The sequence below is a fragment of the Thiofilum flexile DSM 14609 genome (genome assembly GCF_000380185.1).
GTDB classification, from domain to species: domain Bacteria; phylum Pseudomonadota; class Gammaproteobacteria; order Thiotrichales; family Thiotrichaceae; genus Thiofilum; species Thiofilum flexile.
The window spans coordinates 41,202-62,870 of the sequence record NZ_KB904751.1 but is presented as its reverse complement, the minus strand read 5'-3'; the positions used below and the strand labels follow the sequence as shown (position 1 = coordinate 62,870).

At 43.3% G+C, this 21,669-nt stretch carries 22 protein-coding genes; 9 read left to right on the top strand and 13 right to left on the bottom strand.

Annotated features, from left to right (window positions below):
* Positions 1-88 precede the first annotated feature (88 nt).
* On the bottom strand, positions 89-964 hold the full coding sequence (yddG, locus tag A3IK_RS0104315; RefSeq protein ID WP_020558750.1) for an aromatic amino acid exporter YddG: 876 nt from the start codon (positions 962-964) through the stop codon (positions 89-91).
* A gap of 157 nt (positions 965-1,121) precedes the next feature.
* Positions 1,122-2,165 (bottom strand): isocitrate/isopropylmalate family dehydrogenase, encoded by a 1,044-nt coding sequence (locus A3IK_RS0104310; protein WP_020558749.1) that lies wholly within the window; start codon positions 2,163-2,165, stop codon positions 1,122-1,124.
* 308 nt (positions 2,166-2,473) lie between these two features.
* On the opposite strand from A3IK_RS0104310, the gene A3IK_RS20130 reads away from it, so the two are divergent.
* The gene (locus A3IK_RS20130) at positions 2,474-3,178 is read left to right on the top strand and encodes an ankyrin repeat domain-containing protein (RefSeq protein ID WP_020558748.1); all 705 of its coding nucleotides are present in this window, start codon (positions 2,474-2,476) and stop codon (positions 3,176-3,178) included.
* A gap of 4 nt (positions 3,179-3,182) precedes the next feature.
* Positions 3,183-3,572 carry a hypothetical protein gene (locus A3IK_RS0104300; protein ID WP_020558747.1) on the top strand — a complete coding sequence of 130 codons (390 nt, stop codon included), beginning with the start codon at positions 3,183-3,185 and terminating at the stop codon, positions 3,570-3,572.
* A 167-nt stretch (positions 3,573-3,739) separates the two neighbouring features.
* On the opposite strand, the gene A3IK_RS0104295 is transcribed toward A3IK_RS0104300, so the two are convergent.
* Entirely contained in the window at positions 3,740-4,624 is an 885-nt protein-coding gene (locus A3IK_RS0104295) for an RpnC/YadD family protein (RefSeq protein ID WP_020558746.1), read from the bottom strand.
* Between the two features lie 27 nt (positions 4,625-4,651).
* Here A3IK_RS0104295 and A3IK_RS0104290 point away from each other — a divergent pair, with 27 nt between their 5' ends.
* The 3 genes from A3IK_RS0104290 (at position 4,652) to A3IK_RS0104275 (ending at position 7,334) form a co-directional block, all read left to right on the top strand.
* Positions 4,652-5,941 carry an RHS repeat-associated core domain-containing protein gene (locus A3IK_RS0104290; RefSeq protein ID WP_083915660.1) on the top strand — a complete coding sequence of 430 codons (1,290 nt, stop codon included), beginning with the start codon at positions 4,652-4,654 and terminating at the stop codon, positions 5,939-5,941.
* A complete protein-coding gene (locus A3IK_RS0104285; protein WP_020558744.1) occupies positions 5,929-6,237 on the top strand; it encodes a hypothetical protein in 309 nt (102 codons plus the stop codon). Before A3IK_RS0104290 ends, A3IK_RS0104285 begins: the two co-directional genes overlap by 13 nt.
* Positions 6,238-6,833: 596 nt before the next feature.
* A complete protein-coding gene (locus A3IK_RS0104275) occupies positions 6,834-7,334 on the top strand; it encodes an RrF2 family transcriptional regulator (RefSeq protein WP_020558742.1) in 501 nt (166 codons plus the stop codon).
* Positions 7,335-7,439: 105 nt separating this feature from the next.
* On the opposite strand, the gene A3IK_RS0104270 is transcribed toward A3IK_RS0104275, so the two are convergent.
* The 3 genes from A3IK_RS0104270 to A3IK_RS0104260 form a co-directional block, all read right to left on the bottom strand.
* Complete coding sequence (locus A3IK_RS0104270; RefSeq protein WP_020558741.1) at positions 7,440-8,699, bottom strand: MFS transporter; 1,260 nt, start codon at positions 8,697-8,699, stop codon at positions 7,440-7,442.
* A gap of 234 nt (positions 8,700-8,933) precedes the next feature.
* Positions 8,934-9,185, bottom strand: a complete 252-nt coding sequence (locus A3IK_RS0104265) for a hypothetical protein (protein WP_020558740.1) — start codon at positions 9,183-9,185, stop codon at positions 8,934-8,936.
* A gap of 169 nt (positions 9,186-9,354) precedes the next feature.
* The gene (locus A3IK_RS0104260; protein WP_020558739.1) at positions 9,355-10,128 is read right to left on the bottom strand and encodes an SDR family oxidoreductase; all 774 of its coding nucleotides are present in this window, start codon (positions 10,126-10,128) and stop codon (positions 9,355-9,357) included.
* Positions 10,129-10,242: 114 nt separating this feature from the next.
* Between A3IK_RS0104260 and A3IK_RS0104255 the strand changes: the two genes are divergently transcribed.
* Positions 10,243-11,145, top strand: a complete 903-nt coding sequence (locus tag A3IK_RS0104255; RefSeq protein WP_020558738.1) for a LysR family transcriptional regulator — start codon at positions 10,243-10,245, stop codon at positions 11,143-11,145.
* On the opposite strand, the gene A3IK_RS20125 is transcribed toward A3IK_RS0104255, so the two are convergent.
* Positions 11,139-12,710 (bottom strand): SEL1-like repeat protein, encoded by a 1,572-nt coding sequence (locus A3IK_RS20125; RefSeq protein WP_162596612.1) that lies wholly within the window; start codon positions 12,708-12,710, stop codon positions 11,139-11,141. The genes A3IK_RS0104255 and A3IK_RS20125 overlap by 7 nt on opposite strands.
* Before the next feature lie 574 nt (positions 12,711-13,284).
* Between A3IK_RS20125 and A3IK_RS0104245 the strand changes: the two genes are divergently transcribed.
* The 3 genes from A3IK_RS0104245 to A3IK_RS0104230 all read left to right on the top strand — a co-directional run bounded on the left by A3IK_RS0104245 (position 13,285) and on the right by A3IK_RS0104230 (position 15,683).
* A complete protein-coding gene (locus tag A3IK_RS0104245; protein WP_211209407.1) occupies positions 13,285-13,485 on the top strand; it encodes a hypothetical protein in 201 nt (66 codons plus the stop codon).
* A 431-nt stretch (positions 13,486-13,916) separates the two neighbouring features.
* Positions 13,917-15,020: an RNA-guided endonuclease InsQ/TnpB family protein gene (locus tag A3IK_RS0104235; RefSeq protein WP_020558734.1), complete on the top strand. Its 1,104-nt coding sequence runs from the start codon at positions 13,917-13,919 to the stop codon at positions 15,018-15,020.
* An 84-nt stretch (positions 15,021-15,104) separates the two neighbouring features.
* The gene (locus A3IK_RS0104230; protein WP_020558733.1) at positions 15,105-15,683 is read left to right on the top strand and encodes a DUF1269 domain-containing protein; all 579 of its coding nucleotides are present in this window, start codon (positions 15,105-15,107) and stop codon (positions 15,681-15,683) included.
* A 37-nt stretch (positions 15,684-15,720) separates the two neighbouring features.
* On the opposite strand, the gene A3IK_RS0104225 is transcribed toward A3IK_RS0104230, so the two are convergent.
* The 6 genes from A3IK_RS0104225 to A3IK_RS0104200 are packed head-to-tail and all read right to left on the bottom strand — an operon-like array spanning position 15,721 to position 21,619.
* Positions 15,721-16,068, bottom strand: a complete 348-nt coding sequence (locus tag A3IK_RS0104225; protein WP_020558732.1) for a Na+/H+ antiporter subunit G — start codon at positions 16,066-16,068, stop codon at positions 15,721-15,723.
* Positions 16,069-16,073: 5 nt separating this feature from the next.
* On the bottom strand, positions 16,074-16,343 hold the full coding sequence (locus A3IK_RS0104220; RefSeq protein WP_020558731.1) for a K+/H+ antiporter subunit F: 270 nt from the start codon (positions 16,341-16,343) through the stop codon (positions 16,074-16,076).
* Positions 16,343-16,831, bottom strand: coding sequence for a Na+/H+ antiporter subunit E (locus A3IK_RS0104215; RefSeq protein ID WP_020558730.1), 489 nt, complete (start codon positions 16,829-16,831; stop codon positions 16,343-16,345). Before A3IK_RS0104215 ends, A3IK_RS0104220 begins: the two co-directional genes overlap by 1 nt.
* Positions 16,831-18,354, bottom strand: coding sequence for a monovalent cation/H+ antiporter subunit D (locus tag A3IK_RS0104210; RefSeq protein WP_020558729.1), 1,524 nt, complete (start codon positions 18,352-18,354; stop codon positions 16,831-16,833). Before A3IK_RS0104210 ends, A3IK_RS0104215 begins: the two co-directional genes overlap by 1 nt.
* A complete protein-coding gene (locus tag A3IK_RS0104205; RefSeq protein ID WP_020558728.1) occupies positions 18,351-18,791 on the bottom strand; it encodes a Na+/H+ antiporter subunit C in 441 nt (146 codons plus the stop codon). Before A3IK_RS0104205 ends, A3IK_RS0104210 begins: the two co-directional genes overlap by 4 nt.
* Complete coding sequence (locus A3IK_RS0104200; RefSeq protein WP_020558727.1) at positions 18,788-21,619, bottom strand: monovalent cation/H+ antiporter subunit A; 2,832 nt, start codon at positions 21,617-21,619, stop codon at positions 18,788-18,790. The genes A3IK_RS0104205 and A3IK_RS0104200 overlap by 4 nt, the downstream gene beginning before the upstream one ends.
* Positions 21,620-21,669: the final 50 nt, after the last annotated feature.

Here is a 21,669-nt window from a genome sequence, read left to right as displayed (position 1 = left end):
GCAAGGATGCCGCCTTGTAGCGTACATGGATGTATTCACAGCGGCTGCGGAAGAAAGACCCGATTACGTTTACACCTTACTTTATCAATCAAGCAATCGCGCGTTTTTTATAACTCGCGACCCAAGCGCCTAAGATAATCGCTCCACACGCAACCCCTACCTGCCAAGTAAACGTAGCCTGTCCAAACACAATCAGCAATAAGGTTGAAATTAAAGGGATAAAATAAGATAGCACCCCTAATAAGGGTAGATTGCCATGCTTTACCCCATAATCCCAAGTAAAAAATGCTATACCCACGGGCCCTAACCCTGCTCCTAAGACACTCAGCCATTGCACCCCACTCTGAGGCCAGACCGTAGGTTCCCATAAGAAATGACACAGCCAACCGAGTAAGGCCGTCACCCCGCAAAACCAGCCGACAGCATCCGTTGGCACCTGTTTTACTAAACGGCTAGCTACGGAATAGGTTGCCCAAATAATAGCAGCACCAATCGCGGCTAAATAGCCCATTAAATAATTGGCCTTAAAACCCTCAGCACCACCACCGATTAATAACCAACATCCCACAATGGCTATACAGGAACCCAAAACTTGAGTCGCACGTAAACGTTCATTGGGTAAGAACGAGGCAAAGACCACAATTAACAAAGGCCAAAGATAATTCAGCAAATTTGCCTCAGCGACGGGGGCATGAGCCAAGGCGACAAAATATAAAAAATGGTAACCAAATAAACCACCAATCCCCAAGGCCCACGCTAGCCAAGGTTGCTTTAAATACTGTAATCCACTCACACCCTTATAGCGCCAGTGAATCAGCATGACACCAAAGGCAATGGTGAAGGTCATGGCTAATAATTGAAAGGGTGGAATCTGCCCCTCGGTTAGGCTGGTTAATAATGCCAATGAACCCCATAAACCAATAGAAATGGCCCCAATCGCGGTGGCACGTTGGACAGTAGACATAAAAGAGTAAGCCCTGCATAGGAAAAGGTGGGCACAGTGTAGAGGATAGTGCAGCGGGCACCAAGCACTGAATAAACGAGGAAGTGAGGCGACTATAAGGCAAAGTAGAACCAGAAAAATCTGCCTACTTTGCCTTAATAAAACCTGCCAAAAATATTTATTTTGGTAGGTGATCCTGCATACGATCAATCACCACTTGAGTGAATTCATCGGTATTGAGTTTGCCTTTCAGATCACGAGTACATTCGCCATCTTCAATCGCGCCTAATAATGCCAGACGTAAGGCATGACCTAAATCATAACGATCCACATGATCGAGTAACATACCAAAGGCTAAAAGTACGGCGGATGGGTTCGCTACATTTTTGCCTGCAATATCGGGGGCTGTGCCACCGGCAGGGTCAAACATAGCAATATCCACTTTATAGTCATCGGTGAAGGAGTAGTTACCACTCGCCCCTGTACCTAAACTACCAACTAAACCGGAAGCCATGTCAGACAAGAAATCGCCATATTCATTCAGGGTCACGACGACCTCAAAATCTTGCGGCTTCATGATTACTTTAGCGAGTAAGGCGTCGAATAATTCAACATTATGCTTTACATCGCTATAATCTGAGGCCACTTTCTTAACGATAGACTCGAATAGACCATCGGTGACTTTTTGAATGGTGTATTTAGAGGATGAGGTTACGCTGTAATTGCGCCCACCGTAGATATTGCCTTTTTTACGTGCTAAATCAAAGGCAAAATTAGCCGCGTGCATGCAAGGACGGGTTTCCACCATCCGTACTGAAATCGCACTATCTAAACCAATTCTTTGCCCCGGATCATCATAAGTCCCGCCGGTTGCCACCCGTATAATGTGCAGATTAACGTTTTCTTTAAAATTAGAGTTAATCCCTTTAATTGAGATAGCGGGGCGATAAATCACGCTAAAATCTAAGCGGCGACGAATTAAAGCGTTGGGGCTGCGGGTACGGGTTTCCGTTGGGTACTTTAAGGCCAGCTTTGTAGCACGCATGGAGGCTTCCGCCTCATCAATAGACAGTAGGCCTTTTTTTTCACGCGTCTCTACTGACCAGTCAATCGGTTCAAATTCAATATCTACGGGTAATGCATCCGCAATGGCATGTATTGATTTGGCCAATTCTGGGCCAATGCCATCGCCTAATAATTCGGTAATCTTAATAGAGCTCATTGACTCTGCCTCCGACCGTTTGTGATGGTAAAAATGCCCTGTAAGGCGAGCGAATCATACCGATACCACCCCAGATTGTCGACAATGAATCTATTATTTTTGATTTCTATCTTAGTAAACAGAGGTAATGTTGACAAAAAAAGCTTTATTCAGCAAAACATAAAAAACAATCCCCTCTTTCTAATACAACCTAACTCAACCAGGGCGCTTGCAAGAATGGTTAATATTCTCTGTAGGGTTTATAAGACATAATCGTCCAAGTTATAACAAATTAAGCTTTTGGTTCAACTGATTTTGGAGAGTAATAAGTGAAAATATCCCCTAATCATATATTGATTGCGATGGCTTTAGGTCTGATCCTATGGGCAAGCATTGCTTTAGGCTTATGGGATAAACAAGAAAACCAAATACCGAGCCCATCTCAACAACTAGTGGCAGCGGTATGCTCTGGAGATTTAGAGGGAGTGAAACAAGCTATAGCACAAGCCGGTAGTTTAGAGGCAGTTCGTGGCTCTGAGAAGTATAACCCAGTATATTTAAATCTAGAGTTAGCCTGTAACCCTAATTTGCCAGTAATCAAGTATTTAGTCATAGAGAAAAAACAAGATATTCACCAACGTAGTGGGCATTATACGATTTTAACCAAGGCAATGGTTAATTCCCCTGCTGAGATTCTCCAGTTTTTAGTTGAGCAAGGAGCAGATGTTAATGCTACAGCCAAGGACGGTACTACGCCCTTAATGATGAGTGCTAGTTATTGTTATTTGGAGCATACACAGATTTTGCTACAGGCAGGGGCTGATCCCTATAGGAAGGATAAAGATGGTCGAACAGCTATTGATAGCGTATTAAATCGAGAGCCTATTCTAAATAATCCGCTTTCAAATGAAAAGTGCCGCAAGTATGATGATTTCTTTAGAGAGAAAGTATTAACTACAAAACCAAATTCATCTATAGCTGAAACCTCAACACATCTAACATACTACCCTTTGTCTGATAATTTAATGGAGTAAACAAATGGCTATTTTTTTAAGGTGGAGTTATAGGCCGTTGGTTATGATTGCATTAATTATTGTCTTACTGCTGTCTTGGTGGCTAATTAGTAGAGTCAACTTTTTTATTAACTATTATGATAGTCCTATTGCAAGAATAGTAGATTCAAATGATTATGTAGACTGTATTGATAATCATCGATCTCATATCAAAGAAACAGTTTCATATTGGATAAATAGGGATTTTTTTAAAGAAAAATCAACTTTTACTAAAATTGAGGCTCATAAAAAATATAGTAAAAAATTTTTCTTTTATCTAGTTGATAGTTATATGAATGATAAAATTATTATTAGTATTTACATAAATACTTGTAAACGCGACGGCTATGAGTGCTGTATGAATGGTAATTTTTGATTAATTATCATTAGAGCCAAGTGTTTGCGTAAAAAATTGCCAGAAAAACCATATAACTCTTTATTCAACAAACTTAGGGATACTAGCCGTTTTCTAGTATCCCCAAACGCTCAAAACCCTAACTGACTATTAACACGGGGTAGGTCAGAAAGTATCCCCCTACCTCCTTAATGCTGAGTGGGAGTAATAGAAGCTGCTATTTGTTCCACTTCAGTGAGCGATAACTGAAATAAATCCGCAATGGCCTGATGGCTCATCGTGTTCATCTGAATCAATTGCTTAACCCCCTGCAAGAGACGCTGTTTTTCGGTATCTAACAAAGGCTGAAGCTCCCCACGAGCCTGCTCAATACCTTGTTCAATGCCTCGCTCAATGCCCTTCTCAAAGCCCCAGCGATAAGTAGAAAAACGTGTAATATCAACTTGTGTTAACATATGTTTGGCCTCATCTAAATTAGCTTGTAGGTTACGATTATCGGCGAGTGTTTCCAACATTTCATAATAATTGCGAAACGCTTTCTCATCATCCCCCGTCAATTCGCGCAAACGCATCACAATATAATTGACCACTTCCTGCACCGGACGTTGCTTAAAATCGCATAAAATGGCGAGCACTAAGGCCTCTGGCGTATCTTGTGCGAGCAATAAACTGCAATCTACTGTGTACATATCCAGCACGTGGTAACGATAATCCAGATTAGGTAAGAGCAATTGATGTTGCATGCCTAAACCGCGTTGTCCAATATAGACCAGATATTGATAAACCGGTTCATTGGGATATTGTAGCAAAATATCAGTCAAGTAGCGCAGCATACGAATGGGCATACTGTGGTCATTCGCATTTTGAATTTCGATATGCAGGATAAATTTTTCCCCCGTTTGGCGACGGCGCATGCGAGCGATCATATCCGCACGGCGCATTTCCACGCGCTGCTGTTCGGTTTGTAATAACTCTACCGAATCCTGCTCCACATCAAGATGGAGTAAAATATTGGCAATATCGGCGGCGAGGTGTTGTAGGACTTCTTTGCTGACTATATCTTTTTCTGCCATGGTGTTTTGCTATCCGTGCTTGATTAGGTGAGGAGTATAACGCGGGTTATTGGTAATCGCACCGTCACTTATGGCACCGACCCCGACAAAAAGGCGTGGACCAGTCGAGGCTTTACCGGACACGAACATCTCGAAGGCTTAGGGTTAGTGCATATGAATGCACGGCTCTATGATCCAGAGATAGGGCGCTTTATCAGTCCCGATACCTTTATTCAAGCCCCCACTCAAAGCCAGAATTATAATCGCTATGTGTATGTGATGAATAATCCCCTCAAATACACGGATCCGAGTGGGTATTTCTTCAATTTCATTATAGGTGCCATTATTGCCATTGCCGCCTCGAATAGCAGTAATAAGCTGATTCAAGCCATTGGCATGGCAGCGGGTATGGCGTTGATGGGGGGAGCGTTTGGGCATAGCTTATTTGCTGCTAAGGGTATTGGTAATGCGGTGGCAGCCTCTTTTGTGCAGGGTTATGCCACGACGGGAACCTTGAAAGGAGCCTTACAAAATGCCTTCTATGGTGGGTTGAGTGCGGGGGTGGCTGGCTTTATTGGGCATGGTGGTGTGTTCAAAACCCTGTTTAGTCAAGGTTTGGCGCATGGAGTGGCACAAGGAGTCATTTCTAATCTACGCAGCGGGAGCTTTAAGTCGGGTTTTGTAGGAGCTGTTATAGGCAAGCTCTCAGGTGTAGCAACGGACGGCATGGGTGGCTCAAGTGGTATGGCGATCACCCTACGCACGGTCACGGCTACAGTATTTGGCGGGCTAGCAGCAGAGGCTACAGGTGGGAGTTTTCAGGATGGAGCTTTGAGTGCGGCGCTTACTCATTTGTTTAATGAGGAAAAGGGATTGTTGGATAAGACTATAAGCTATGGGTTACGAACACTTGGCTTTGTAGGCGGAGCAGCACAAGCAGGATTAGGTGGAGCCTTATGTTCTACTGTTGCGGGCTGTGTATTAGGTGCTCCTATTATTGGATTAGGAGCTAGCAATATGTATGAAGCATATACCACAGAAGATGGACCAGCCAGAAAGCTGACTTATACTGTTGTTGGAAAAGAGTATGGCGATTTGGCCTATGCAGGGGTTAATATAGGTGGCGGACTAGCTAGGCCGGTTCTACGTCAAAATACTTTAAATAATTATCCTTATATGAGATCTATTAATGGGAGAAATAGCTTTCCTGGAGATTATGAAATGGCAATAAGACAAGTATCACGAATCGGTTTTTCTTCTGAGGTAGTATTTTCTTCAGACGCAATTCGTGATGCTTATAATAGAATGACAATGAAGGCTGGTTTATGTTATTCATAATAGCGGTAATTGGTTTATTTTTTATTAGCTATAGTTTGTATAAATTACATAGATTAATATCTAGTTATAGTAGTAAACTAAAATTATTAGGGGCATGGTCATTAAATTGTTTAAACGTATTGGTTATGGTTACAGGAGTTTATCCTTACCTTTTTTTACTACAGGAAAAGAATGTTGCAAAGAAAATAGGAATTAATATAGAAAATCCTATTTCAGCAGTATTATTATTGCTTGGTCTAGTATATTGGATTTATAAATTTAGTTATGTTGTATTTTTAAATAAAAATCATCAATAATGGTGGGTGGTGTTGAGGTAAGGTGGAACTATGATATTTCTAATCTAGTAGAAGAAGGTACTTTGATTACAAAAGAGTGTCCCAGTGGCAAGTATTTAGCCTCTGGGAGTTTTACTATTGATCCTAAAATATCGCCTGATAACCAAGAAAAGCTGGCAGAAGTAGTTTGTGTTTTATAAAAAGCCTATTCAGTACTACATAACGGGCACCGACCTAATAGCTCTCCTATTAACTCATGCTACATATAGCCATCCTCCATCAGGAGTATGGCTATAACACAAACAGTTAGCCTACCTCCCCTCCCTCACCAGCCTCGGTTTTACAAAACTCTTTTAGTTTTGATCTGTATTAGCAGTGACAGGCCTCACCCGCTTCATAGAACAAGCAAATACCTCAATTTAATGGTTTAGTGGATAGCAATACCTTTGGACGTTACAGTTAGTCATAGCTATCCATTATTTTTTATAATCTAGTATAAATCATACTTTTATATTCAATTTTTTTGAATTGAAAGCATAGAAAAATCGAATTTTTTTACCACTCATTCTCCTCTATAGTTAACTCCATACAAGACATTAACCACAAGGAGATTAGTTATGACACTATCTGAGCAAAGCTGGAACGCTATTATGAGCATGGTGTTACTAGCTAATCACGATGAGCCACAAGCCTTACGTCTCAAAGACTTACAAGCTCATTTAGGTGTATCGCGCCCACAGATGGAATTGATTATGGCGCGGCTACGTGAAGCTGGTTTGGTCGAAGGTATTCGTGGCACAGGTGGCGGTTATTACCTCAAGCGTGCGGCTTATAAGATCAACCTCGCCGATATTGTCAGTGCGGTGGAACCGTCAGAACATGGGTTTGCGTGGTTAAATACTGGCACTGAAACAGAGCGGGCGTTAGCCAAACAGGTATGGCAAGACCTTAATAACAAACTTAACGCCCTGCTCTCTGGTATGTCACTAGCCGTATTAGCTCATCAGGAAAAACCGCGTCTAAAACCGCGTATGGGACAAACTGCGAATATGATTGCGAATATGTTTCCCGCTCATCATGCGAGTTTAGTGGTGGAATCGAATCATATGATGGCCTAGACCCTTTTGATTGACCTTAAATTGATTGACCCAGATAATATAAAAAATTCTTAATAATCCCCCTTAACCTACTGGTTTATACCAGTAGGTTTTTATTATGGGGTTTTAGTTTGACTTAGGCACTCGCCACAAAATAAGTCCCCCCAGCACGAATAAAATTAATAAGGCTAATAAACCAATCCGTGAGGAACCTGTCCATAATCCCACCCAACCGACTAAAGCAGGGCCTAATACCGCTGCAAATTTGCCGAGCATATTATAAAAACCAAAAAACTTAGCCGCCTCATCGGCAGGAATCAGACTAGCGAAATACGAGCGACTTAAGGCCTGAATTCCCCCTTGGAATAACCCCACACTAAAGGCTAGTCCATAAAATCCGCGTACCGTTTCCATTTGACTCGCCCCAATAGTAATCAGAGCATACCCAACAATAGCGATTAAAATACCATTTTTAGCACTATATTTTGTCCCGATCCAACCAAATAATAAGGCGGCAGGGAAAGCCGTAAATTGCGTCACGAGTAAGGCGGTAATCAGACTATCCGCCGGTAAGCCTAAACTTTGCCCATAATCCACCGCCATCACCACAATGGTGTCAACACCATCTATATAAAACCAATAGGCTAATAAAAATAAGGCCACAGTGCGATGCTGGCGAATTTCGCGGAAGGTGGCGATAAAATCAACGACGGCTGATTTTAATAACGCAAAAAAAGGGAGTTTATCACTAGCCACTTTATGCTCACGCACATAGAGGAATAAGGGGATAGAAAAAATAGCCCACCATAAAGCGGTTAAAGCAAAGGCGACCTTCACTCCGGTGGCTTTATCCGCCAAACCAAACCATTCTGGATGTAGCGACAATAAGATACTCAGAATTAAAAATAATCCGCCCCCTAAATACCCTAGGCTATATCCCAAGGCTGACACCCGATTAAAGGCTGGCTCCGCCGCCACATCCACTAAGAGCGAATCATAAAAAATATTCCCCCCCAGAAACCCGATCATACCTAGCGCAAACGCAAACAACGCGAATTGCCATTGGTTTTCCCCTAGCGTTGCTAAAGCAAAGGTAGCGACTACCCCAAGGAGTAAAAAGCTGGCTAATAAGCCTTTTTTCTTACCACTGCGATCCGCTATGGCTCCTAGAAAAGGCGCTAGTATGGTAATAGTTAAGCTCGCTAGAGAGTTGGCATTACCTAGATAAAAGGTGACTTGCTCGGAGGGTAAGTCTTTTGCCCAATAATTACGGAAGAAGATAGGAAATAAAGCCACCACGACGGTGGTAATAAAGACTGAATTGGCCCAGTCATAAAACGCCCACGCCCAACGCTCACGCCACGAGTGCGGCACTAATGGATTCATATAACCCCCTCTTTAAACCTATGAATGCCTTGCATCATAAGCTTAATTTTTTCCGGGTGTCATGCTCTTTTTGTGGCTGAGTGGTAGGTGAAACAAAGGTAAGCAGGCATTTCCTCCTCAGTCACTGTGAAAATCGTCAAGAACGCCTTTTCACAGTGGCTCAGGAAGCGCAGTGGGTGCACCGAATGATACTTCCTTGTATGTTAGAAATACCTGCTTACCTTTATCAGCTCATCAGCTATTCTGTTTAAACCAAACATATAACCAATAAGCAGCAACCGGAACACCAAATAGCATCAAATGAATGGGTAATTCCTCCGCTAAGGTGTAACCGTGTGATAAACCTGTGTTTAGGTTCCAAAGTGTTGCTAGCAACCAACCCACGGTAAACACAGCACCAAATAGCAAACGCTTAGCGGCTGGTGTGAACCAGAGGGTCAGTGCTGCAAGCGCTAAACCAATGCAGATAATGATTAAAGTACGCAAGGGCGTCCTCTCCTAATACTTTGAAATGTCACTATGATGTTCAGTACTTGAGTCAAAGTAAGCGGGTATTTCTTAAGCAGTCTTGGCGGCAGGGATGCCTCCTTGTAGCATACAGGGAGGTATTCACAGCGGCTGCGGAGGAAATACTCGATTACTTTGATAGACCTACTTATTTAGTGGTATAGCCACCATTAATCAAAATAGTTTGTCCGGTAATCCACCAGCCATCAGTAACTAAATGACGAATGAAAGGCACTACATCCTCAATATGGGTTAAACCCGTAGGGCTAAAAGCCGATAGTGCCGCAGCAGTTTTATGATAAGCCACCGCCTCAGCTCCTTCAGCCGGATAAAAGAATGGGGTATCCATGGGACCCGGTCCCACGGCAGTCACCGATATACCACGAGCGCCAAATTCTTTTGCTGCCGCACGAGTATAATGTTCAACGGGTGCTTTGTTGCCTGCATAGGTGGAATAAAAGGGAGTAAAGGCACCTAATAATGAGGTTACAATAGTAACCACTTTGCCATTATCGGCTAGCTGCTTACCAGACTCTTTGAGGAATAAAAACGCGCTTTTATTATTGACCGCGTCCATTTCATCAAATTCTGCCTCGCTAGTTTCCAGCATAGGTTTTTTAATCACTTTGCCTATGGTGTTAATGGCAATATCAAGCTGACCAAATTGTGCTTTAGCTGCCGCAAATACTTGCTCAACCACCGCGCCCTTAGTCAAATCACCTTGTATAGCGATGGCATCCGCGCCTAAGGCTTTAATAGCAGCGACAGTCTTGTCTGCATCGGCTTTACTTGATGCACTATTGTAATGCACTACAATCGCACGAGCACCGTGTTCAGCCAGATCACGCGCTAGTAAACCACCTAGGTTTTTAGCACCACCGGCAATCAATACAACTTTATCTTTTAAACTGTGGTTAGCCATCTCATACCACTCCCTACTCATTATTTGACCAAACAGTCTAACTGTTTTTAATGATTAGATAATACCCTGAATAGTGGATAAACTATCCATGATAAACGAACAATGGATCAAGACATGGATAAAATAGAGGCTTTACAAGTATTTAATACCGTCGCACAACAACATAGCTTCACTAAAGCGGCTGATTTATTGCAATATCCGCGCTCTAGTGTGTCCGCACTGATTCAACAACTAGAACACCACTTAGGGGTTAGGCTATTTTTTCGCACCACCCGTACCGTACGCCTGACTCATGAAGGGGAAAAATTACTAGAGCGTAGCACCGCACTTTTGCAGCAATTAGAAGAGCTTGAGCAACTCTTTCAGCCCTCCACCACACTCACAGGGCAACTCCGCGTTGCAGCGCCCAGCCGTCTCGTTACCCAGCTCATAGCGCCTCACTTACCCAGCTTATTACAAGAACACCCCAAGCTCTATATCGAACTCAAAGCGGCTGATCAAATCAGCGACTTGATTAAAGAAGGTATTGATTGTGTCATTCGCTTTGGGGCTTTGGCAGATAGTAGTTTAATTGCTCAACCCTTAGGTCAGTGTGCCATGATGAATTGTGCCAGCCCTGCTTATTTAGAGCGCTATGGCACACCAAAGACCTTAACCGATTTAGCACAACACTATATGGTCGGGTATACCAGCCAAACCCCACAGCTTGAGCAATGGGAGTATCTCCATGGCAGTGAGGCAGGCCAATTTACCCTTAGAACCCAAATAGCGGTAACCGATACGGAGTCGTATATTGCCTGTGCCTTGGCAGGGCTGGGTTTGATTCAAGTGCCCGCTTATGATGCTCAGCAGTATTTATCGAGTGGTCAATTAGTGAGTATTTTGCCGCAATTTGCCGCTCCACCGATGCCTGTTTATGCCCTTTATCCGCATCGCAAATACCTATCTGAACGCACACAAGTATTTATCCAATTCATGAGACAAATTTTGCAACAGGCTTTAATTCCTAATCAGTGAGCCTGTTTCAGTAGCTCTAATGCTTTTTTAGCATCTGGATGGCCTTGTTCAGCGGCTTTGCTAAACCATTTGATAGCCTCTTGCCTATTCAGCTTCACCCCTTGCCCCATTTCATACATTACCCCAAGGAAAATTTGGGCATTCATATAGTCTTTTGCTTTGGTAAACCATTTAATAGCCTCTCCCTTATCCTCTTTTACCCCTTCGCCATAAGCATACATTTTCCCAAGAGCAAATTGTGCTTTATCATTACCTTGTTCAGCCGCTTTGGTATACCACTTAACAGCCTCTCCCTTATCCTCCCTCAACCCCAAACCCATTTCATACATCCGCCCAAGATTGAGTTGGGCATCCGTTTCACCCTGCTCGGCCGCTTTGGTATACCACTTAGCAGCCTCACTTTTATCTTCCTTCACATCCAATCCTCTATCATACATCTGAGCAAGACTGAATTGAGCACTTGCATCATTTTGCTCAGTCGCCTGGGTGTACAATCTCATAATAAGCACACTCTTACCGCTCTTTAAGCTCTCATCAATTTCATGTTTTAATTTAATTAAACGTTGATCCTCCGTACGGATTTGTGCTTGGTCAAACCACTTAGCAGCCTCTCTCTTATTCTGTGTTACACCTATTCCTTTGTCATACACCTGAGCAAGACTGAATTGAGCATCAGCATGGCCTTGCTCCGCTGCTTTGGTATACCACTTGATTGCCTCTTGCTTATCTTGCTTCACCCCCTCGCCTTTGTCGTGCATTTGCCCCAGTTTGTATTGAGCGGAATTACTACCTTGCTCGGCTGCTTTGGTATACCACTTGATTGCCTCTTGCTTATCTTGCTTCACATTCTTTCCAAAGTCATATATCAATCCAAGGTAAAATTGAGTTTCAGTATCTCCTTGTTCCGCTGCTTTGGTATACCACTTGATTGCTTCATATTTTGCCAATGCATTCTTTTCATCATAAGAAAAATCATATGTCTGTCCAAGAAGGCGTTGAGCCTCAACATCACCTTGCTCGGCTGCTTTGGTAAGCCATTTGACCGCCTCATTTTTATCCTCTTTTACCCCTCCCCCCGTTTTATACATTAATCCAAGGTAATATTGAGCCGCAACATTACCTTGCTCGGCTGCTTTGGCATACCACTTGATTGCCTCTCGCTTATCCTCTCTTACCTCTTCTCCGTAACCATACATCCACCCAAGATAGCGCTGAACATCAACATTGCCCTGCTCAGCCACCTTGATATACCAATTAATAGCCTCATTCACATCCCGCTTTACACCCATCCCTGTTCTATACATCAGTGCGAGGTAGAGTTGAGCATTAACATTGCCTTGCTCGGCCGCTTTGGTAAACCACTTAGCAGCTTCACTCTTATCCTCTTTCGCCCCCTCTCCCCTGAAATACATCAGCCCAAGATTAAGCTCCGTGCTACCTGAATCAGTTAGCGACTTAGTTATTTTCAAGGCAGTGGTATAATCTTGTTTCTCATGATTAACATCAGCCCATAACACCGAGCTGCTCAATGCCAAACTAAAGACTAAAGCAGGTAAAAAACGCATGACCTTCACCTCTTTCATAAAATAAAATTCATAGCTTAAAAGAATAGACTATGAGCTATAAAAATCGCGTAAAAACCTATCGCTTTAAATCATGACGAATCTAATCAGTTAAGCTAAGGGTAGATACCCTGCTCTGCTTCGATCAATAGGTTCTATTTTAATTGGGTGTTTAGTCGTTTTTTTTAGTATAGAAATTATCTATTCTTTATAATCCCCCTCCCCTACCGTATGTTACAAAGTAGTTAGTAATGGCGACGCTTATTCCCACTCTTGCTAGTTGTATTGGCAAAAGACCACACACAGCAGCAAATGCCTAGTGTTTTCTGAGTGTCATGCTCTTTTTGTAGGCTCACTCTTAAACGGCTATTTATAAGGTAATCTTTAGTGAATTTATAAGTTGCAGTGAATTATTCACCTTTTAAGCACTTATTAAATCACCGTCTTCCGTTCCTAGGGAGCGTATTTTAAAACTGTAGTCTGTTTAAAAAAGGGTAGAAATAATACCAAACCATGCGAGGGCACTGAAATGAAAAGCATCTTAATAGGTTTGATAGCTATGGCCTTAGTAGGAGGTATGAGTATAGCAAGTGCTAAGCGTGTACCCCCTGAGCTTATCGAGGGCAAAACTATTATCAAACCAAAATTTAAACTTCCTATTCCCCCGACCTGCTTAAGTTGTCCAACACTTGATCAAAGCAAGATTAAGGGCAAAGTCATTGATCCTAAAATCATTACCCCAAAAATAGATCAATTGAACAACATACCCAGACGTTAATTTTGTTTGGTTTAACAGGTTGTGCCAGCTCCTCCAGCTCAACCTGTTAGTTTTTAGGTAATTTCCAGCCATTAGCTATGTTTAAACCAAACAGACAACCAATAAGCTGCAACCAGAACACCAAACAATATCAACTGGGTGGGTAATTCTTCGGCTAGAGTGTAGTCGTGTGCTAAACCCGTGTTTAGATTCCAAAGGGTTGCGACCAACCAAGCGGCTGATTTTATTATTTGCACCTTTGACGCAGGGTCTTGCTGCTCGAAGCTACCCCCCACATCTTTGCGGCACTCCCCCTTATCAATCTCCCTGCCTGCAAAAATCTGCTTAATTTATCAGTTTCGCCGTAAAACCCCGTCCGTTCACGGCGGGGATATCAGGCGAATCGGTTGGAAACCGATGATTCGGTCGTTCACTTGAGTTAGAATAGTAGCATGACATATCCCCTAGTGACGGTTCTCAAAACCCTAAAGGTACGTGTCAAGGATAAGCACAAATCTATCCTTGAACGTATGGCCTTTGAGGTGAATCAGGTCTGGAATGCGGCCAATGAAGAAACGGCCTATTATGCACATTTACCGATTCCTGAGGTTGGTTGGCTTCATGTATACCTGAGCGCTTTTGATCTTGCCAAATCTCAAGCGGCTTTACGCAAAGAACGGGGGTTTCTGATTCACTCTCAAACAGTTCAAGAAGTGACGGAAGCACATGAGCGCGCGCGTAAACAGTTTAAGAAAAGTAAATTGCGCTGGCGTATTTCTAGTGGTTCTAAGCGTTCCTTAGGTTGGATACCCTTCAAAAAAGGTGCAGCCGTTTGGAAGAGTGGACAAGTTCGCTATGCGGGTCACTATTTCAAGGTATGGGATAGCTATGGACTAGCTCAATACGAGTTCCGCTTCGGCTCATTCTCTCAGGATGCTAGAGGTCGCTGGTACTTCAATGTGGTCGTAGCAGTCCCTGTTATAGAGTCGATAGCTCAAGGGCAAATCGGCATTGATCTAGGACTCAAAGACACGGCAACGTGTAGCAATGGATTAAAACTGGAGTCCAAACAGTTCTATCGAGAGCTGGAATCTAAATTGGGTGTAGCTCAAAGAGCTAAACAGAAAAAACGGGTGAAAGCGATTCATGCCAAAATCAAGAATCGCCGCCTAAACTCCATTCACCAATTCACGACCCAAGTCGTTAAAAATAACAGCTTAATCATCATTGGCAATGTCAGTAGTTCAGCCCTAGCCAAAACCAAGATGGCTAAATCCGTCTTGGATGCAGGGTGGCACATACTCAAGACACAACTGAAATACAAAGCGAGTGCGCGGTCAGGTGTGTGTTTAGAGGTCAATGAATCGTACACTACCCAAGCCTGTTCGTGTTGTGGCTGCATAGGCTCCAATAGTCCAAAAGGTAGAACAGGCTTGCGAATAAGAGAATGGTCTTGCTCTGAGTGTGGAGCAACGCATGATAGAGATATCAATGCAGCTAAGAACATTCTCGCGCTCGGACATGAGCGTCTGGCAGCAGGAATCCCCGTCCTTTAGGTCGGGGAGGATGTCAAGCTATATACAATCATAGGCTCGGCTTTGTCAGAGTCTGTTAACTGTTAATTTAAGAGGGAGAATAGGATGAGTGCATTAGTTGCTATCGCTTTTAAGGACGAAAAAACCGCATTTGAATTACGTGACAAGCTAGTCAATATGCAAAAAGAGTATCTCATTAACTTAGAAGATGCGGTGGTTGTTACTAAAAATGCTGATGGAAAAGTGAAACTACATCAAGCCGTCAACCTCACTGCCGCTGGTGCTATAGGCGGAAGCTTCTGGGGTATGTTAATCGGTATGCTATTTCTTAATCCATTATTAGGCGCGGTGGTCGGCGCAGGAGCAGGCGCACTGTCGGGCGCACTGTCAGATATTGGTATTAATGATGACTTTATGAAAGATTTAGGTTCTTCTATTGCTAATGGTGGCTCCGTATTATTTGTCTTAATACGCTCAGCAACACCTGATAAAGTACTAGAGGGCATTAAAGGCTACGGTGGCACCGTGCTGAAAACCTCTCTGACAAAAGACCAAGAAGAGCAATTGCGTGAAGTACTGGCAGCGCCCGGTGTTCAAGAAGCCATGAAACAAGGGGAAAGTGTCACACTAGATAAACCTGCTGACAATACTCAACCGAGTACGCCCGCCACGTTTACCCCCTAATTCACTAAGATAAGGGCGGTATCTACCCTATACCGCTCTACCCTTCGCCTTCTTGTTGGCTTAATGTTTGCCCTTGTGTTTGGGCTTGTTGTTTAAGTTTTAAATGTAATGCGGCTTTCGCCAACATATAGGCACTTACTGGTGCGGTAATAAATAAAAATACCGTAATCAGAATTTCATGCACACTAATCTCACCTTTAGTGAGTGAGAAATAAAGCGCAGACGCCACTAAAATAGCCCCCGTCCCTAAGGTTGACGCTTTCGTAGGGCCATGCAGGCGCATAAAAAAATCGGGTAATTTTAGCAAGGACAAAGAACCTAATAAGGTAAATATCGCACCGATAATAATTAATAAAGAAATAACCACTTCCATAAAGCCTGACATTGATTTTACTCCATAATATCGCCGCGTAATAAGTACTTACTCAATGCCAAAGTACCTACAAATCCCATGACTGCAATTAATAAAGCCGACTCAAAATATAATGTTGAGCCTTCTGTAATCCCAAATAAGATCAGTAAAGCAATGGAGTTAACATATAAAGTATCCAGCGCTAAAATTCGATCCGGCAAATCAGGGCCAATTAACAGCCTAACTAAGCTCAAAAAGCACGCCCCACTGACCAAAATAAAACCCAACACTAAGGCAATATTTAACATTATTTAATCATCTCCAAGAGTGGCTTTTGATAACGCTCATGCATTTGAACTAAAGCAATGCTGATGTTTTCTACATGTAGTGAGTGAATCAGTAAGCGGCGCTTATCGGCTGAAAGGCTGCAGGATACAGTTCCCGGCGTGAGTGAAATGGTGCTAGCTAAAATACTAATCGCTAAAGGGGAGGTGAGTTCTATTGTTAACTCCATAAATGCTGGTCTTAAGGTCTGACTACGCCCTAATATCCAACGTGCCACTAAAATATTCGCTGCTATAATATCATAAATAACCACACCAAAAAATTTGACCCAAAGCCAAGGCTTTTGGGCATCAACCTGATCAGGCCAGAAACCAGTAGTAATAATAGGTATAACCACGCCTAAAATAGCACCTAGAACCATCTGCCCAACAGAAAAATCATTATTTAACAACAACCAAATAATAATCAGCATCACGCTTAAGATAGGATGAGGAATGAGCTTTTTAAACATTAGTGACCTCCTTGCATAGGATTCGCTAATACGGCTTGGGTATAATGACTCAAATCAAGTAATTGTTGTGCCATTTGCTGCGTAAACTCGGTAATAGGGTGAGCCAATAGGACTAAAAGTGGGCTAATGAAAAGTAAGGCATAGATGGGTAATAGCGCTGTTTTTTGGAGCGGTATTATTGCCCTGCCATCACGAGGGGGTAAACGATAAAATAATAAAGTGCCCGCTCTGACCATACTCACTAACATAATTAAACTAGATCCGAGTACCACTGCGAAAATCCATCCATACCAAGGATGAGCGAGCGCGGATTGCAAAATTAAAGCTTTCCCTAAAAAGCCAGATAAGGGGGGTAAACCCACCATACCCACCACTACGGCAAAATAAACTATCCCTAAATATTTAGCTCCCGGCATGATAGGGGCTTTTTCTAAGCGATCTCCTATATCCTCTCTGCCTTCGCTAATTAAATCCGCCAATAAGAAAAAAGTGGCAGCTAATAAGGTAGAGTGAACTAAATAAAATAAGGCGGCAGCTAATGAGGCGGGCGTATTAATTCCTACTGCAATTAATAAAGTTGCCACTGAAGCTAATACCCCATAAGTAACCAAACGGCGTAACTCTTGCGCCGCCACTACCCCTAAAGCAGCCACAAATAAGGTCACTAGTCCAGCACTTAATACCCAAGGCTGATAGAAATAAGCCAAGCCCTGTGCTTCGGCTCCAAACATAGTGCCATGCACACGAATCAGTGCATAAATGCCCACCTTAGTCATAATCGCAAATAATGCCGCAACCGGAGCCGATGTGCTGGCATAGGTCGCCGGTAGCCACATATATAACGGAAACATTGCCGCTTTTAAGCCAAATACCACTAATAACAATAGCCCAGCGGTCTTAATCAAACCCTGCCGTTCTAACGGTGCTTGTCCGACTTTCAGAGCTAAGTCGGCTAAATTCAGCGTACCTAAGGAGCCATAAACGGCACCGAGGGCAAATAAAAACAAGATTGAGCCGACTAAATTCAGTGTTACATAATGCAAACCTGCTTTAGTACGCTCCTGCCCTAAACCGTGTAACATCAGGCCATAAGAGGCTAGTAATAATACCTCGAAAAAAACAAAGAGATTAAAAATATCGCCTGTTAAAAAAGCCCCATTTAAGCCAAATAACTGAATTTGAAATAATACATGGAAATGCAACCCTAGCTGGTCTATTTGTCTGAGCATGGCATAACTCATTGCCATTAAGGCTAATACAGCCGTGAGTAATACCATCATGGCAGAAAGTTGATCTAGTACTAATACAATGCCAAAGGGAGCAGGCCAATTACCTAAATAATAAACATAACGCTCGCCTTGTAAGGCAACTATAAACATCCATAAGGCCAGTAAGACTAAACCACTTAGCAATATCAGTGATAAACCACGCTGTGCTGCTACCCCCGCTTTATTACGTATTAAAAGCTGTAGTAGTCCACCTAGTAAAGGAAATAAAATAGCCCAAATAGGAAGATAATTCATTTTAAAATATCCTGCTGGGAGGTTGTCGTCGATTCAACTCTTTCAGGCTGGTCTTTTGAGCTGCCTTCAGTAGGCTCTATTAGCTTATTATCGGTAAAATTAGATAAGTAAATTTTACCATCAATATGGTCGGTATTTAAATTATCCCGTGCTCTTAATGACAAGACAATTAAAAAGGCGGTCATACCAAAAGAAATTACAATCGCTGTTAAAACCAATGCCTGTGGTAATGGATCGGTATAGGTAGTAACTTTTTCATCTAAAATCGGTGGCATACCCACCTTTAAACCGCCCATAGCAAATAAAAATACATTTACGGCATAGGATAAAAAGGTTAATCCTACTACCACGGGAAAGGTATTGGGTCTTAGAATCAAATACACGCCACAAGACACCATAATACCAATACTCAGCGCAATTAATAGTTCAGTACTCATGGGGTAGATCCTTTTGCTGGTTGTAAATCGCCGGTATCTTCGGTTTCAATATAATTCAAACGTCCTAATTGCACTAGAATCATCACGGTAGCGCCCACCACTACTAAAAAGACGCCGGTATCAAATCCCATCGCGCTGGCTATTTCAAACTTACCCACAATAGGCCACTTTAAATAGGTAAAGGTGGAAGTTAAGAAGGGGTAATGCATTAACATAGCGCCTAATCCGGTAAAGGTCGCAATACCAATACCTGCGGCTAATACACTGTGCATATCCCAACGAATACGCGCGGCTGTCCAAACAATACCATTAGCTAGGTTTTGCAAGACTATGGCTAAGGCCGCAATCAAACCGGCAATAAAGCCCCCACCCGGCAGATTATGCCCGCGCAGGAAAATAAAAATTGCCACCATCAGCATCATGGGAAATAGAATACGGGCTTGCACTTGTAAAATCAGTGGATGTGATTCTTGACTCCAAGGCACTCCTTCGGCATTACGTTTCGGCGCATAGAGTTTAATCCCTTGTAACAGTGCCACAATGCCTAAACCAGCTAGGGCAAGCACTACAATTTCGCCTAAGGTATCAAAACCCCGGAAGTCGACTAAAATCACATTGACGACATTGGTTCCGCCACCGCCGGTTTTACTATGCGCTAGGAAGTAGCCAGAGATCGATTGTAAATCGCGGGTCAAAACAGCGAGGGTCAATAAAGCAGCGCTGAAACCTAATCCCATTGCCCAAGCAATATCTTGATAATGGCGTTTATGCGAACTCAGCATGTGGGTGTATTGCGGTAAGAAATACAAGGCCAACATCAGTAATACTACGGTTACAATTTCCACAGAGAGCTGGGTTAAGGCCAAGTCAGGGGCAGAAAATTTAGCAAATCCTAATGACACGACCAACCCCACGACCCCTAGCATCACCAAAGAGATCAGGCGTGAACGGTGTTTGAGTACGGTGAGTAAGCTACTTAATATCAAGCCCGCGATAGCCATGGCGGTGATCCCATCCACTGGCATTAATTCACGCGTACCCAATAAAGCCTCGTCCCAAAAGCCCACAACACCTGCTAATAAGGTCACTCCAAAAAACCATATCAACATATTGCGAAAGGTGCCACGATCTAAACGCCGTGTCACACTTTGCGCCCAGTGAATCAGGCCATTGACTAGCGCTTGATAGACTATACGCGCATCCCATTGACTAAGCCCACGGTCATACCAAGCAAATAAGGGCTTACGTATCAAATACACAATAAGACCCACTACTAGGGCAATAAAACTCATTAACAAAGGCGCACTAAAACCATGCCAAAGCGCTAAACTATACTCCGGTGGCGTCGTTTGCAACGCCCCCGCAATGGCTACATACAGGACTCCAGCAATGGTATAGACCGGAAACACCCCCACCGCAATGCACGCAAGTACCAATAAGCCCACCGGGATTTTCATATAGAGTGGTGGCTCATGAGGTTTTTTGGGTAAATTAATTGGCTCGCCATTAAAAAATATGTCATGGACAAAACGGGCGGAGTAAGCGACGGAGAATACCCCCGCCAAGGTCGCTAATACCGGAATCACCCAAGCCAGCGGTGAAATGGCGGAGACAGAAACCGTTTGATCAAAAAACATTTCCTTACTCAAAAAGCCATTGAGTAAAGGCACGCCCGCCATGGCAGCCGAGGCAATAATCGCGAGTATCCCCACTTGCGGCATATACTTCATCAGACCATTCACCCGGCGCATATCGCGCGTTCCGGTTTCATGATCCACAATGCCCGCCACCATAAATAGGGAAGCTTTAAAAGTGGCATGATTAATAATATGAAACAAAGCCGCAACCACCGCCAGAGGCGAACCTATCCCCAGTAATAAGGTAATGAGTCCCAAATGGCTAATAGTTGAATAGGCCAATAAGCCTTTAATATCGTGCTTAAATAAGGCTGTAAAGGCTCCTAGCAATAGGGTCAACATCCCCGCTGTCCCCACGAGCCAATGCCATTCAGGTGTACCGGAAAGCACCGGAAATAACCGCACTAATAAAAAAATACCCGCCTTTACCATCGTCGCCGAGTGTAGATAGGCTGAAACGGGTGTCGGTGCTGCCATCGCATGGGGCAACCAAAAATGAAAGGGAAATTGTGCCGACTTGGTAAAAGCACCCAATAAAATCAACACCAGCATAGGGGTATACCAAGGACTCGCATGAATGAGCGAGCTTGCTGCAAGTACTTCAGTGAGATTAAAACTGCCTACTATATGCCCTAGTATCAGCACCCCGCCGAATAAAGCCAAGCCTCCCATGCCTGTAATGGTGAGCGCCATTCGCGCCCCTTGCCGCGCATCCGAACGGGTATACCAATAGCTAATTAACAAAAAGGAACTTAATGAAGTTAGCTCCCAAAAAATAACTAATTGAATCAGATTTTCCGAGAGCACAATACCCAGCATAGACCCCATAAAACTGAGTAAAAAGGCAAAAAAGCGCCCCATGGAGTCTTGTGGTGAGAGATAGTAGCGGGCATAGATAATGACTAATAAGCCAATGACCAAGATTAATAAGGCAAATAATAAGCCCAAACCATCTAAGCGAAAGGCAAACTCTAAACCTAGGCTAGGAACCCATTCCCAGCGTTGGATTAAAGTCTGCCCTGCAAAGGGTAATGGTAGGGCTGGCAATAATAGTATAAGTGCAAGAATCGTAATAACAGCAGCGGTTCCTGCTGCGGCAAGGCGATTAAATCGTGCTGCTTGCGTGGCTAATAGTGCCCCTAAAAAAGGTAATAGCACCACCACCGGTAAGTTAAAATCCACTAATGTCATATCCCTGCTCCACGTCAAAGCCCCTTATCCTGCTGGTAATACGCTGCTCC

What these genes read in the sequence shown, in the direction of transcription:
- yddG (WP_020558750.1), bottom strand. Translation starts at nt 964, where the DNA reads ATGTCTACTGTCCAACGTGCCACCGCGATTGGGGCCATTTCTATTGGT.
- A3IK_RS0104310 (WP_020558749.1), bottom strand. Translation starts at nt 2,165, where the DNA reads ATGAGCTCTATTAAGATTACCGAATTATTAGGCGATGGCATTGGCCCA.
- A3IK_RS0104300 (WP_020558747.1), top strand. Translation starts at nt 3,183, where the DNA reads ATGGCTATTTTTTTAAGGTGGAGTTATAGGCCGTTGGTTATGATTGCA.
- A3IK_RS0104295 (WP_020558746.1), bottom strand. Translation starts at nt 4,624, where the DNA reads ATGGCAGAAAAAGATATAGTCAGCAAAGAAGTCCTACAACACCTCGCC.
- A3IK_RS0104285 (WP_020558744.1), top strand. Translation starts at nt 5,929, where the DNA reads ATGTTATTCATAATAGCGGTAATTGGTTTATTTTTTATTAGCTATAGT.
- A3IK_RS0104275 (WP_020558742.1), top strand. Translation starts at nt 6,834, where the DNA reads ATGACACTATCTGAGCAAAGCTGGAACGCTATTATGAGCATGGTGTTA.
- A3IK_RS0104270 (WP_020558741.1), bottom strand. Translation starts at nt 8,699, where the DNA reads ATGAATCCATTAGTGCCGCACTCGTGGCGTGAGCGTTGGGCGTGGGCG.
- A3IK_RS0104260 (WP_020558739.1), bottom strand. Translation starts at nt 10,128, where the DNA reads ATGGCTAACCACAGTTTAAAAGATAAAGTTGTATTGATTGCCGGTGGT.
- A3IK_RS0104255 (WP_020558738.1), top strand. Translation starts at nt 10,243, where the DNA reads ATGGATAAAATAGAGGCTTTACAAGTATTTAATACCGTCGCACAACAA.
- A3IK_RS20125 (WP_162596612.1), bottom strand. Translation starts at nt 12,710, where the DNA reads ATGCGTTTTTTACCTGCTTTAGTCTTTAGTTTGGCATTGAGCAGCTCG.
- A3IK_RS0104245 (WP_211209407.1), top strand. Translation starts at nt 13,285, where the DNA reads ATGAGTATAGCAAGTGCTAAGCGTGTACCCCCTGAGCTTATCGAGGGC.
- A3IK_RS0104235 (WP_020558734.1), top strand. Translation starts at nt 13,917, where the DNA reads ATGACATATCCCCTAGTGACGGTTCTCAAAACCCTAAAGGTACGTGTC.
- A3IK_RS0104230 (WP_020558733.1), top strand. Translation starts at nt 15,105, where the DNA reads ATGAGTGCATTAGTTGCTATCGCTTTTAAGGACGAAAAAACCGCATTT.
- A3IK_RS0104225 (WP_020558732.1), bottom strand. Translation starts at nt 16,068, where the DNA reads ATGTCAGGCTTTATGGAAGTGGTTATTTCTTTATTAATTATTATCGGT.
- A3IK_RS0104220 (WP_020558731.1), bottom strand. Translation starts at nt 16,343, where the DNA reads ATGTTAAATATTGCCTTAGTGTTGGGTTTTATTTTGGTCAGTGGGGCG.
- A3IK_RS0104215 (WP_020558730.1), bottom strand. Translation starts at nt 16,831, where the DNA reads ATGTTTAAAAAGCTCATTCCTCATCCTATCTTAAGCGTGATGCTGATT.
- A3IK_RS0104210 (WP_020558729.1), bottom strand. Translation starts at nt 18,354, where the DNA reads ATGAATTATCTTCCTATTTGGGCTATTTTATTTCCTTTACTAGGTGGA.
- A3IK_RS0104205 (WP_020558728.1), bottom strand. Translation starts at nt 18,791, where the DNA reads ATGAGTACTGAACTATTAATTGCGCTGAGTATTGGTATTATGGTGTCT.
- A3IK_RS0104200 (WP_020558727.1), bottom strand. Translation starts at nt 21,619, where the DNA reads ATGACATTAGTGGATTTTAACTTACCGGTGGTGGTGCTATTACCTTTT.